Annotated in this window: 13 protein-coding genes; 1 reads left to right on the top strand and 12 read right to left on the bottom strand. The window is 66.3% G+C overall.

The genetic code is table 11. The features are described 5' to 3' along the window. Window positions 1-146: 146 nt before the first annotated feature. Window positions 147-461 carry a hypothetical protein gene (locus ACO07I_RS22835; protein ID WP_295137451.1) on the top strand — a complete coding sequence of 105 codons (315 nt, stop codon included), beginning with the start codon at window positions 147-149 and terminating at the stop codon, window positions 459-461. Between the two features lie 10 nt (window positions 462-471). Here ACO07I_RS22835 and ACO07I_RS22830 read toward each other — a convergent pair whose 3' ends face one another. From ACO07I_RS22830 to ACO07I_RS22775, 12 genes are all read right to left on the bottom strand, one after another. Continuing rightward, complete coding sequence (locus tag ACO07I_RS22830; protein WP_422011437.1) at window positions 472-915, bottom strand: low molecular weight phosphatase family protein; 444 nt, start codon at window positions 913-915, stop codon at window positions 472-474. A gap of 13 nt (window positions 916-928) precedes the next feature. Then, a complete protein-coding gene (locus ACO07I_RS22825) occupies window positions 929-1,417 on the bottom strand; it encodes a UPF0262 family protein (RefSeq protein ID WP_422011435.1) in 489 nt (162 codons plus the stop codon). A gap of 2 nt (window positions 1,418-1,419) precedes the next feature. After that, window positions 1,420-2,718, bottom strand: coding sequence for a histidinol dehydrogenase (gene hisD / locus ACO07I_RS22820; RefSeq protein ID WP_422011433.1), 1,299 nt, complete (start codon window positions 2,716-2,718; stop codon window positions 1,420-1,422). Continuing rightward, complete coding sequence (gene hisG, locus ACO07I_RS22815) at window positions 2,708-3,388, bottom strand: ATP phosphoribosyltransferase (protein WP_422011431.1); 681 nt, start codon at window positions 3,386-3,388, stop codon at window positions 2,708-2,710. The genes hisD and hisG overlap by 11 nt, the downstream gene beginning before the upstream one ends. Before the next feature lie 48 nt (window positions 3,389-3,436). Then, entirely contained in the window at window positions 3,437-3,862 is a 426-nt protein-coding gene (locus tag ACO07I_RS22810) for a DUF2948 family protein (protein ID WP_422011429.1), read from the bottom strand. Window positions 3,863-3,866: 4 nt separating this feature from the next. Beyond that, on the bottom strand, window positions 3,867-5,150 hold the full coding sequence (gene murA / locus ACO07I_RS22805) for a UDP-N-acetylglucosamine 1-carboxyvinyltransferase (protein ID WP_422011427.1): 1,284 nt from the start codon (window positions 5,148-5,150) through the stop codon (window positions 3,867-3,869). 12 nt (window positions 5,151-5,162) lie between these two features. Beyond that, window positions 5,163-5,717 (bottom strand): dCTP deaminase, encoded by a 555-nt coding sequence (gene dcd / locus ACO07I_RS22800; RefSeq protein WP_304846178.1) that lies wholly within the window; start codon window positions 5,715-5,717, stop codon window positions 5,163-5,165. A gap of 32 nt (window positions 5,718-5,749) precedes the next feature. Next, window positions 5,750-5,926 (bottom strand): hypothetical protein, encoded by a 177-nt coding sequence (locus ACO07I_RS22795; protein WP_422011425.1) that lies wholly within the window; start codon window positions 5,924-5,926, stop codon window positions 5,750-5,752. Window positions 5,927-6,002: 76 nt separating this feature from the next. Then, window positions 6,003-9,098, bottom strand: a complete 3,096-nt coding sequence (locus tag ACO07I_RS22790) for an efflux RND transporter permease subunit (RefSeq protein WP_422011423.1) — start codon at window positions 9,096-9,098, stop codon at window positions 6,003-6,005. Window positions 9,099-9,120: 22 nt separating this feature from the next. Then, entirely contained in the window at window positions 9,121-10,251 is a 1,131-nt protein-coding gene (locus ACO07I_RS22785) for an efflux RND transporter periplasmic adaptor subunit (protein ID WP_422011421.1), read from the bottom strand. Window positions 10,252-10,299: 48 nt separating this feature from the next. Next, a complete protein-coding gene (locus ACO07I_RS22780) occupies window positions 10,300-11,835 on the bottom strand; it encodes an efflux transporter outer membrane subunit (RefSeq protein WP_422011419.1) in 1,536 nt (511 codons plus the stop codon). A gap of 16 nt (window positions 11,836-11,851) precedes the next feature. Beyond that, window positions 11,852-12,550, bottom strand: coding sequence for a CerR family C-terminal domain-containing protein (locus tag ACO07I_RS22775; RefSeq protein WP_422011417.1), 699 nt, complete (start codon window positions 12,548-12,550; stop codon window positions 11,852-11,854). Between the last annotated feature and the right edge of the window lie 159 nt (window positions 12,551-12,709).

The raw sequence follows: 12,709 nt of genomic DNA, 5'->3' as shown, positions 1-12,709 counted from the left end.
GTCCTTACAAGCGCTCGTGCACGGCAGGAAGCTCGCCTGCAGGCACGAGCGCGCTGCCGCCACAATCGATCCACAATCCGGTCCAGAAATGATCCCGGGCGAAGGCGCTCCAGTGTGGCAGCGCTTCGCACCTGAGGAGAGACATCATGAACCGGACATTGCTTGCATTTTCACTGGTCGGCGCCGCGGTCCTCGCGACGAATGCAGTCCAGGCGCAAGGCATGCCCACCGGTCGCGAACCCGGTACCGAACCCAACAGGATCTTCACGCCGACGACGGCGCCCAACTGGACCCCGACCGCCGAAGGCGCGATCGCGCGTCAGCAGATCCACGATGCGGGTTATAACGGCGTCACCATGCTGCTGCGCAACAAGGATGGCAGCTGGGAGGGCCAGGCCCTCAAGGGCGACACCTACTACCTGATCACGCTCGACCCGGCGGGCCACGTCACCCAGCGTTAGGCCGGGACGGTCAGACCGAAGGCGTGATCGGTATCCCGAAGCGCGCCTTCAGTCTGGCCAGAACCTGATCGCGGGTATGACGGTAGGCATCGAGCCGCGTCTCCCGCGATCCCTCCACCGCACTCGGATCGGGCATCGGCCAATACTCGACCTCGGTCGCCGTTCCTCGCGTGAACTCCAGCGCGCTGTGATGCGCTTCCGGCGACAGGGTGACGATCAGCTCGAACGACGCCGCATCGACGTCGTCGAAGGTCTTGGCGTGGTGGCGATGCACGTCGATGTCGATCTCGTCGAGCGCCGCGACCGCGAACCCGTCCACCTCACTCGCGCGCACGCCCACCGAATCGATATAGACCTTGTGGCCGTAGAGCCTCTTGGCCAGCGCCTCGGCCATCGGCGACCGGACGGAATTCTCGCTGCAGGCGAAGAGCAGGCTGGACGGCAGTCCGATCATCGCCCCCGCCCGCTCACGATTTGATGTGCAGGGCGCAGATCAGCGTGAACAGACGCCGGGCCGTGTCGTGGTCGACCTCGATCTTGCCGTCGAGACGCTCGCGCAGCAGGTCCGACCCCTCGTCGTGCAGGCCCCGCCGGCCCATGTCGAGCGCCTCGATCTGCGCCGGACCGAGCTTCTTGATGGCGGCGTAGTAGCTCTCGCAGACGAGGAAATAGTCCTTCACGACCTTGCGGAACGGAGTCAGCGACAAAACGATGTCGCGCAGCTTCTCGTCGGCCTCGTTGCGCACGTCGAACACCAGCCGCTGCTCGAAAATGCCGATGCGCAGACGATAGGGGCCGGGCTGGCTGCCGACCAGATGGAAGTCGTTCTCCTCGATCAGGTCGAACAGCGCGACAGCCCGTTCGTGCTCGACTTCCGGCGTGCGGCGGGCAACCGATTCCTCATCCAGCACCACATCGACGATGCGCCGCGTCTTGTCGGGCGTCCCGGCCGGCATGGTCAGCGGCCCAGCCGGAGCGAAACCGAACGGCCATGAGCACCGAGCCCCTCGGCGTCGGCGAGCGCCACCGCGGACGGGCCGAGCACCGCCAGCGACTGCGGCGTACAGGCGACCAGCGACGTCCGCTTCAGGAAATCGGAAACGCCCAGCCCGCCGGAGAAACGCGCGGCGCGCGAGGTCGGCAGCACATGGTTGGTGCCGGCGACATAGTCGCCGATCGCCTCGGGCGTATGGCGGCCGAGGAAGATCGCGCCGGCATGACGGATCTTCCGCGACAGCGCCTCGGCCTCCGCCATTTCCATCGCCAGTTCGACATGCTCGGCGGCGATCGCGTCCACGATGGGCGGCGCGGCCGAGAAGTCCGGCACCAGGATTACCGCCCCATTGTCGCGCCAGCTCGCCGCGGCGATCTCGGCGCGGGCAAGCATCTTCAACTCGGCCTCGACGGCACGCATGACGGCCTCGGCGAAGGCCGCATCGTCGGCGATCAGCACCGATTGCGAGGAGGGATCGTGCTCGGCCTGCGACAGCAGGTCGGCCGCAATCCAGGCCGGGTCGTTGTGCCGGTCGGCGACGACGAGGATTTCGGAGGGGCCGGCAATGAGGTCGATTCCGACCTGGCCGAAGACGCGGCGCTTGGCGGCCGCGACATAGGCATTGCCCGGCCCGGTGATCTTGTCGACCGGCCGGATCGACTCCGTGCCGTAGGCCAGCGCCGCCACGGCCTGCGCGCCGCCGATGCGCCAGATCTCGTCGGCGCCGGCGATTTCAGCCGCCAGCATGACCAGGGGATTTAGCGTGCCGCCCGGCGTGGGAACCACCATCACGATGCGGCCCACGCCCGCGACCTTCGCCGGCACGATGTTCATCAGCACCGATGACGGGTAGGCCGCCGTGCCGCCCGGCACGTAGACCCCGGCCGCATCGACCGGGCGATAGCGCGCGCCGAGCCGTGTGCCGGTGGAATCGGTGAAGTCGACATCCTGCGGCATCAGTGCCCGATGGAAGGTCTCGATGCGCCGGGCAGCGAAGGCCAGCGCCTCCCGCTGCGCGGCCGGCACCTGTGCCGCCGCCGCGTCGCGCTCGGCGTCGGAGATGCGCATGTTGGCCGCGGTAATTCCGGTCCAGTCGAATTTGGCCGTGTAGTCGACGACCGCCGCATCGCCGCGGGCGCGCACGTCGGCCACGATGCCGGCGACCACGCGGTCGACATTCTCGTCGGTATCCCGATTGCGCCCGAGGAAGGCCGAAAATTCCTTTTCGAAGCCCGGCGCCGAAGCGTCGAGCCTAAGCGGCACGGGGCACCCTGAGGGCGACCTCGCGGAAACGGTCGATCCAGTGCCCGACCCGCTGGGGCCGCGTCTTGAGCGCGGCGCGATTCACGATGAAGCGCGAGGTGATGTCGGCGATGTGCTCGATCTCGACCAGCCCGTTCTCCTTGAGGGTTCGGCCGGAATCGACGAGATCGACGATGCGGTGGCTGAGGCCAAGCGACGGCGCCAGCTCCATCGCGCCCGACAGCTTGACGCACTCCGCCTGCACGCCGCGGGCCGCGAAGTGCTTGCGCGTTACCTCGGGATACTTGGTGGCGATGCGCACGTGGCTCCAGCGGCGCGGATCGTCCTTGCCCGCCATCTCGACCGGTTCGGCAACGGCCAAGCGGCATTTGCCGATGCCGAGATCGATCGGGGCATAGATCTCCGGGTAGTCGAACTCCATCAGCACGTCGGCGCCGGCAATCCCGAGATGGGCAGCGCCGAAGGCCACGAAGGTCGCCACGTCGAAGGAGCGAACCCGGATGATGTCGAGGTCGGGATGGTTGGTCGCGAAGCGCAGCTGACGGGCATCGGGATCGGCGAAGGCCGCTTCCGGCACGATGCCGGCTGCTGCAAAGACGGGGCCGGCCTCCTTGAGGATGCGACCCTTGGGCAGCGCCAGGATGAGTTTCTCGTTAGCGTCGCTCGACACGACCTGTCTCCAGTAACGAATGCCCGCCCCTGATCGGAGCCGGAAAGGCTATTCGACCGGGTGGGCGGGCTTCCAAGGGGTGGGCCAAGGCTCACCGACATCCCCCAAATGGCATGCGAGCCGGCCGATTTCCAGCCGTATGGCCCGGCCGGCCGAAAAGCGCAGCAGGACTGAATGCTCGTTTTCCAGCACCACCGCGAGCAGTTCCAGCATTCGGTCGGGCTCGGCCGTGGGGATGTCATGGTGCCGCACGCCCGCGACCTCATTGAAAACGAGGGCGGAATGGGTCCGGGTGTGGCCAATCTCCTGTCCCGGATCGGCTTCCCACCGGAACCGGTTGAGCAGCAGCACGAACCGGCCCTCCTCTTTCAGATAGGCACAGTCGCGGACCGCCACCAGCGCGTCCTGAACGGCGGCGGAAACGATCGCCAGGTCGTCGGCATCGAGTGCGGACAGTCTCAGCTTGGCGGTCATGCGCCTAGCCCTTCAGCCGCTCGATGTCGGCACCGCAGGCGCTGAGCTTCTCTTCCAGCCGCTCGAAACCGCGGTCGAGGTGGTAGACGCGATGCAGCATCGTGTCGCCCTCGGCCGACAGGCCCGCGATCGCCAGCGATACCGAGGCGCGCAGGTCGGTGGCCATGACCTCGGCGCCCCGCAGCTTCGGCACGCCCCGCACCAGGGCCGACTGATGGTGGATGGTGACGTTGGCGCCCATGCGCGCCAGTTCCGGCACGTGCATGAAGCGGCTCTCGAAGATCGTCTCCGTGATCATCGAGGCGCCCTCGGCCCGCGTCATCAGAGCCATCATCTGGGCCTGGAGATCGGTCGGGAAGCCCGGGAACGGCTCGGTCATCACGTCGACACCGTGCAGGGCTCCGTTGGTCCGGTGCACGCGCATTCCGTGCTCGGTGTCCTCGAGGGTGACGCCGGCGGCACGGAGGCTTGCCGCCACGGTATCGATCAGATCGACCCGGCCGCCGATCAGCTCGACATCGCCTGCCGTCATGGCGACGGCCATCGCATAGGTGCCGGTTTCGATCCGATCGGGGATGACGGCATGTTCGATCGGCTTGAACGAGGTCACGCCCTCGATGGTGAGCGTTTCTGTGCCGATGCCGCCCACCGGGACGCCCATGGCCGACAGACATTCGGCCAAATTGGCGATCTCGGGCTCGCGTGCGGCATTGTCGAGCACGGTGGTGCCCTTGGCGAGCGCCGCCGCGATCATCAGGTTTTCCGTGGCACCGACCGACACTTTCGGGAAGGTGTAGCGCGCGCCCTTCAGGCCCTTGGGCGCCCGCGCGACCATGTAGCCGCCGTCGATGTCGATGTCCGCGCCCATCGCGCGCAGGCCGGCGATATGCAGATCCACGGGACGGGCACCGATGGCGCAGCCGCCCGGCAGCGAGACCTTGGCCTGGCCCTCGCGCGCCAGCAGCACGCCCAGAACCAGCATGGAGGCGCGCATCTTGCGAACGATGTCGTAAGGGGCCGTGGTCGAGGTGATTTTCGACGCCTTCAGCACCATCGTCGTGCCGTGGCTGTGGCCGTTCTCGCCGGCGGTGGCGTCGATCTCCACCCCGTGCTGGCGCAGCAGCTGCATCATGGTGGTGATGTCGGCCAGGCGCGGCACGTTGTGGAGCGTGAGCGGCTGGTCGCTCAGCATCGATGCCACCATCAGCGGCAGGGCCGCGTTCTTGGCGCCGGAGATACGGATCTGGCCCTTGAGCTGGCGGCCGCCCCTGATGCGAATTCTGTCCATGGTCGCCTCCGCTCAGATTTTCGGCAGGGTGACGCCGCGCTGCCCCTGATACTTGCCGGCCTTGTCGCGATAGGAAACCTCGCAGGGCTCGTTGCCCTGGAGGAAGAGGAACTGGCAGGCGCCCTCGTTGGCGTAGATTTTCGCGGGCAGCGGCGTGGTGTTGGAGAATTCCAGCGTCACATGACCCTCCCACTCCGGCTCGAGCGGCGTCACGTTCACGATGATGCCGCAGCGCGCATAGGTCGACTTGCCGACGCAGATCACCAGAACGTCACGCGGGATGCGGAAATACTCGACCGTCCGGGCCAGCGCGAAGGAATTGGGCGGGATGATGCAGACTTCGGTATTGCGGTCGACGAAGCTCTGCTGGTCGAAGTTCTTGGGGTCGACCACCGACGAATTGACGTTGGTGAAGATCTTGAAGTCGGTACCGACACGGGCGTCGTAGCCGTAGGACGACAGGCCGTAGGAGATGACCCCTTCGCGCTTCTGGGCGTCGACGAAGGGCTCGATCATGCCCTTCTCCTGCGCCATGCGGCGAATCCAGCGGTCCGAGAGAATGCTCATTGGGGCGCTTCTAAACGAGGGAGGGGGGCGGCTCAACCGCCGGTCTTGCCTGCGGCCGGATCAATGCCCTGTCCCGGACCCGTCGGTTTTGCGACCTCCCCCTTGGCGCGCGCCTGCGCCTTGCGCCGCTTCAGGTTCTCGCGCAGCGCGGCGGCGAGCCGGTCTGCGCGTTCGTCCTTCTCCGGGACCTGCTTCGAGGGGGCGGTCATCCGGGGAAGGATACACCATTGCGGGGCGCCCGGGGCAGTCCCGTGTGCCGCCCCGGGCGTGCCTCCGATCCGGCGGTCAGTCGCCCGCCGCCGGCGCCTCGACAGGCTCGCCCGCACCGCGCTTCTTCGAGTGGTCCGCCGCCAGCATCACGTAGACGGCCGGCACCACGAACAGGGTGAACAAAGTGCCCACCGTCAGCCCGCTGGCGATCACCAAGCCCATCGAGAAGCGCGACAGGGCGCCGGCGCCGGTAGCCACGATCAGCGGCACGACACCCAGCACCATCGCCGCCGTGGTCATCAGGATGGGCCGCAGACGGATAGCAGCGGCCTCCTGGATGGCCTCGCGCCGCGACTTGCCGGCTTCCTGCAGCTCGTTGGCGACCTCGACGATCAGGATGCCGTGCTTGCTGATCAGGCCCATCAGGGTGACCAGGCCGACCTGGGTGTAGATGTTCAGGGTCGCCCCCGGCATTCCGACTGTGCTCAGCGCCATCAGGAAGATGAGCGCGCCCGCGATCGACATCGGCACGGAGAAGAGAATGATCAGCGGATCTCGGAAGCTCTCGAACAGCGCCGCGAGCGACAGGTAGATGATGATCAGCGCGAAGCCGAAGGTGACGATGAAACCGCCGCTCTCCTGCACGTACTGGCGCGACGCGCCGCCGTAGTCGATCGAGTAACCCTGGGGCAGCGTGCGCTGCGCCAGTTCCTTCAGCGTCTGCAGCGCCTCGGCCTGCGACACGCCCGGGAAGGCGACGCCCTGGATGGTGGCGCTGTTGAGCTGCTGGAAGTGGTTGAGCGACTGCGGGATCGCCTTGGTGGTGATCGACGCCACGGTCGACAGCGGCACCGTCGTGCCGTCGCCGGCCTTGATGTGGTAGTCGAGGATCTGGTCGATGTTCTGCCGCGAGGATTGCTGGACCTGCGGGATCACCTTGTAGGAGCGGCCGTCGAGCGCGAAGTAGTTGACGTAACCGCCGCCCAGCATCGAGCCCAGGGCGCCGCCGATATCGCTCATCTGCAGGCCGAGCGCAGAGGCCTTGTCGCGATCGATCACGACCGTGGCCTGCGGCGCATCGATCTTGAGGTCGGTGTTGAGGAAGATGAACCGGCCGGTGGCGAGCGCTTCCTGCAGGAACTTCTGCGCCACGTCGTTCAGCGCCTCGAAGCCGCCCGTCGTGTTGATCACGAACTGGATCGGCAGGCCGGTCGAGCCGGGCAGCGGCGGCGGCTGGAAGGCCACGACCTGCGCGCCGGCGATGCCCGCCAGCTCCTGCTGCACGATCGGCTGGAGCTGATTGGAGGTCATCGTGCGCTTGTCCCACGGCTTCAGCACGTAGCCCGCGATCGACTGGCCGGGCACGTCGAGCTGGAAGACGTGATCCGTTTCCGGATGGCTGGCACCGATCTTGTAGACCTCGCGCGAATAGATCTGGCGCTGGTCGATTGTCGAATTGGGTGCCGAGGTCGCGAAGCCGATGATGATGCCCTGGTCCTCTTGCGGCGCCAGCTCGCTGCTGGTGGCCGAGTAGAGGAAGTAGATGCTGCCGAGCACCAGCACGGCGAAGGTCGCCGTCACCGGCAGGTAGTTCAGGCTGCCCGTCAGCCAGCGGGCGTAGCCGCGCCGCAGGCGGTCGAACACGTTGTCGATGCCCCGGATCATGCGGGCTTCCAGGCTGCGGTCGTCGTGACCGTGCGGCTTCAACATCCGCGAGCACATCATGGGCGAGAGGGTCAGCGCCACCACCGCCGAGATGGTGACGGCTCCGACCAGAGTGAAGGCGAACTCGGTGAACAGTGCGCCCGTCAGGCCGCTCTGGAACCCGATCGGCACGTAGACGGCGATCAGCACCACGGTCATGGCGACGATCGGCCCGCCCAGCTCTCGGGCCGCCTGGATGGCGGCCGGGACGGGCTTCTGCCCTTCCTCGAGATGGCGGTTCACGTTCTCGACCACGATGATGGCGTCGTCGACCACCAGGCCGATCGCCAGCACCAGCGCGAGCAGGGTCAGCAGATTGATGGAGAAGCCGAAGGCCGCCATCATGGCAAAGGTGCCGATCAGCGACAGCGGAATGGCGATCACCGGGATGATCACCGATCGCACCGATCCCAGAAAGGCGAAGACCACGAGAGTCACGATCACCAGCGCCTCGAGCAGGGTGTGGATCACCTCCTCGATCGAGCTGTTCACGAACTCCGTCGAGTCGTAGATGATCTGCCCGTTCAGCCCCTGCGGGAGCTGCGCTTGGATCGACGGAAAGACATCCTTCACGCCCTTGATCACGTCGAGCAGGTTGGCGGCCGGCGCCACCTGGATGCCGATATAGACCGCCTTCTGGCCGTCGAAGCTCACTTCCGATTCATAATCGTCGGACCCCAGCGTCACGTTGGCGACGTCGCTGAGGCGGACGATCGCCCCCTTGTCCTGCTTCAGCACGAGGTTGCGGAACTCATTGAGCGAGGTCAGCGCGGTCGAAGCCTTGAGGGTGACCTGAACCATCTGCCCCTTGGTCGTGCCGAGGCCCGCGATGTAGTCGTTCGCCGTCAATGCCTGTCCGACATCGGCCGCGGTCAGGCCGTAGGCGGCGAGCTTCTGCGGGTCGAGCCAGGCGCGCAACGCGAAGTTCTTGGCGCCCAGCAATTCCGCCGTCTGCACGCCCTCGACCGCCTGCAGCCTGGGCTGCACGACGCGCACCAGGTAGTCGGTGATCTGGTTCGGCGCCAGCTCCTTGCTGTTGAAGCCGATATACATCGCGTCGATCGTCTGGCCGACCTTCACCGTCAGCACCGGCTGCTGCGTCCCGGTGGGCAGTCGGTTAAGCACCGAACTCACCTTGGTGTTGATCTCCGTCAGGGCCTTGCTCGAATCGTAGTTGAGCCGCAGGTAGACCGTGATGGTGCTGACGCCGCTCTGGCTGGTCGAGGTCATGTAGTCGATGCCGTTCGCCTGGGCGATTGCCTGCTCGAGCGGAGTCGTGATGAAGCCCGCGATCACGTCGGGATCGGCGCCGTAGTAGGTCGTCGTGATCGTGACGACGGCATTCTCGGTGCGTGGATACTGCAGCACCGGCAGCGCGCTGATGGCACGCAGGCCGACGACCAGGATCAGCAGGCTGACCACGCTCGCCAGCACCGGGCGGCGGATGAAGATATCGGTGAACTTCATGGGACGATGTCCTGCAGGCTGACTATTTGTCGACGATCTTCGGCGCGGCGTCGTTCGTGGGGACGGCGCGGTTGTCGACCAGCACCGGCACGCCGTTGCGCAGCTTGATCTGGCCGGAGGTGACGACCGTGTCGCCCTCGGAAACGCCCTTCAGGATCGCCACCTGGTCGCCACGCGTGGCGCCTGTCGTGACGAACACCTGGCGGGCGGTGAGTTCCGGCTTGGCATCGCTGCCCTTGCCCTTGTCGTCGACGATGTAGACCAGCGAGCCGTAGGGATTGTAGCTCACCGCGGTCTGCGGCAGCGTGACCAGGCGCTGCGCCGCGCCGGTGTCCAGCTCGACCGTGGCAAACATGCCGGGCATCAGCTTCTGGTCCGTGTTCGGCAGGGTGGCGCGCACCTGAACGTTGCGGCTGCCCGTCTCGATCTTCGGATTGATGGCGGTGATCTTGCCTTCGAAGGTGCGGCCGGGGAAGGCGTCGATCTTCGCCCTCACCTTGTCGCCGACGGCGATCTGCGCCACGGCCTGCTGCGGCAGAAGGAAGTCGACGAAAATGGGATCCAGCGACTGCAGGGTGGCGATCATGGTGCCGGCCGCGAGGAACTGTCCGAGATCGACCTGGCGCAGGCCGAGCTTGCCGTCGAACGGCGCCCGCAGCGTCTTCTTGTCGAGGATCGCCTTCTGGACGGCGACCTGTGCGCGCGCGTTGCGCAAATTGGCTTCGTCATTGTCGACGATCGCCTGGCTGATCGCCTGTGCCTTGAGCTGCTTCAGGTCGCGGTCGTAGGTGATCTGCGCGAGAGACGCCGTCGCCTCGAGAGACTGCAGCCGGGCCTCCTCGTCTTCCTTGCGCAGGGTCAGAAGCACCTGCCCTTCCTTCACCTCGTCGCCCGACTGGAAGGTGATGGTTTCGACCACGCCCGGCACCTCGAGCGACAGCTCGGCGCCACGCACCGCGCGCAGGGTGCCGACCGCATCGATCTTGGGTTGCCAGTCGCTGGTCTCGGCCTTCGTGGCAGAGACGGTCTGGGGCATGTTGGCCATCCCGGCCATGGCTTCCTTGATCTTGCCGTTGACGAAGGTCTTGAAGCCGAACAATCCGCCGAGCACCGCGCCGACGAGAATGAGCATGATGAGCATTCGCTTGATCATCGTATGCCTCTTGAGCTGATTTTGAATCGATTGAGAGGTTGCGGCCGGTCAGTGACCGGCGCGCGGCAGCTTGATGTCCTGGACGGGCGGCAGCGCGAAGCGCGTCGGCTTGCCCATCGATTTCGGATCGACGTCGTTGCGGTTCCACCAGCCGCCGCCCAGCGCCTGGAACAGCGCCGCGGTATCGGAGTAGCGGGCGGCCTGCGCGCGCAGCCGGTTGATGACGGCGGTCTGGTAGGTCTGCTGGGCGTTGAGCAGGATCAGGTAGTTCACGGCGCCCAGCTGGTACTGCTGCTCGGAGAGCCTGAGGCTCGCCGCGGCGGTTTGTTCGGCGGCAACCTGCGCGCGCAGCGTATCGGCATCGTACTGCACGGCCCGCAGGGCGTTGGCGACATCCTGAAAGGCCGACAGCACGACGCCGCGATATTGCGCGGCCGCGCGCTCATAGGCGGCGATCGCGGCCTTGCGCTGGCTGTCGAGCCGGCCGCCGTCGAACACGCTCTGCGCGATTCCGAGGCCAAGGCTCCACACGCCCGAACCCGGCACGATCAGCGAGCTGATCCCGCCCGAGGTGAATCCCAGCAGGCCGGTGATCGTGAACTGCGGCATCTGGTTGGCGACCGCGACGCCGATATCGGCGCTGGCGCCACGGAGCTGGGCCTCGGCGGCACGTACGTCCGGCCGCTGCTCGACCAGCGAAGACGGCAGGCTGAGCGGCAGCTCCTGGGGCAGCTTCAGCTTGGCGAGATCGAAGCTCTCGCCACGATCCTGGTCCGGCGAGCGGCCGACGAGGCGCATGAGCTGATTGCGCTGCTGCGCCAGCTGCTTCTGCAGCGGCGGCAAGGTCGCCTGGGTCTGGGTGAGAGCCGCTTCCTGGGCCAGCACGTCGGCACGCGAGGCGCCGCCCAGGTCGAACTGGCGACGCACCACCGTCAGCGAATTGTTGAGGATGGCGATGATGTCCTGCGTCGCCTTGATCTGGGCCTGCAGCGACGCGAGGTTGATCGCGGCGACGACGACGTTGGAGGAAAGCGTGAGATACGTCGCCTCGAGCTGGAAGCGCTGGTTCTCAGCCGCAGCCTCGCGCGATTCGACCTGGCGCCGCACACCGCCAAAAACGTCGGGCGAATATGAAATGTTCAGGGACGCCGCGGTGACGCCGAACATGGCGGCGGACCCCACCTGCCCTTGCGAGGCCGGAGAGGCGAGCTGCTGCTGGCCCGAACCGTTGGCGCTCAGGCTCGGGAACAGGCTGCCCTGCTGGGCGAAGTAGAGTTCGCGCGCCTGCCGCAGCGCCGCCTGGGCGGCGTCCACATCCGGATTGGCCTGCAGCGATTCGCGGACCAGAGCGTCGAGCTGCGGCGACTGAAACAGCACCCACCACTCGCCGGGAATGTCCTGTTCGGGCACGAAGGTCTGCGCGGCGCCGCCGGGGCTGGCCGCGGAGTTGGTCTGGAGGGCCAGCGGCTCCGGCGTGTAGCCGGTCGATGTCGGCTTGTCGGGCTTCACGAAATCCGGACCGGCCGTGCAGCTGGCGAGTAGAAAAGCCGTGAGGGTCACGAGAAAGGGCGAGCGCCTGTTCATTTTCGTACTCGCGAATCTATTTTTCGGGCGTGGCCGCGCGGCAGATGGCAAGCGTCTGCTCGCGCACGATCTGCTTCATCAGCTGGACGTTTTCGCCCTCGAGACCGACCGCTTTGAGAATGGGTCGTTTGTGGTTGTTGCAGAAGATGACGACCTGGCCGATCAGCGCCATCGTGCGCATCGTCATCTCTGGATCGGCTTCGGACTTGCCGTGAATGCGGGCGAACAGAGCCAGGCAGGGATTGAAGATCTGCTGCATGCCGTTCTCGTGCATCCGGTCGAGCCCGGGCGTTTCCTCGACCTCGGCGCGCGCGAAGATGAGGCGTCGGCTGTCGACCTGCGGGCCGCTCGTCACCACCGTGACGAAGGCTTCGAGCGTCTGGCACAGAAGTTCGGTCAGTTCGGTCGCCTGGGCCTCCGGGTCTTCGAGCGCGGCGCGGACACGCGGCAGCACACCGGACATGTGCCTCTCGGTGTCGGCGACGATGTCCTCGATGATCGCCCGGTAGAGGCCTTCCTTGTTGCCGAAATAATACTGGATGGCCGGCAGGTTCACGCCTGCGCCCTCGGCGATCTGCCGGGTGCTGGCGCCCTCGTAGCCATGAGCGGCGAACAGATCGAGCGCGGCTTCAAGGATGCGTCGACGGGTATCTTCGCCCCTCGCCTGGGTGGCGGGTCGACCGCGGGTCGGGGACCCGGCTTGTGTCTCGATCATGGTCACCTGGGAAACGCTGACCCGCCCCTTTTATTGTCGGTCGATATACTATGTCAATCGATAGATATTTTACGCGGGCAACGCAAATTGCAGCCGTTCCTTCGCGGAGGTGGCCCCGCGCTCTATTTGTCGGATCTTGAAAACGCGATTGCCGCCGAA

Origin of the sequence: Reyranella sp., from assembly GCF_965227665.1 — a bacterium.
Classification (GTDB): Bacteria; Pseudomonadota; Alphaproteobacteria; order Reyranellales; family Reyranellaceae; genus Reyranella.
Note: the sequence above shows the minus strand (reverse complement) of the source record. Positions and strands in the feature narration are given on the sequence as shown.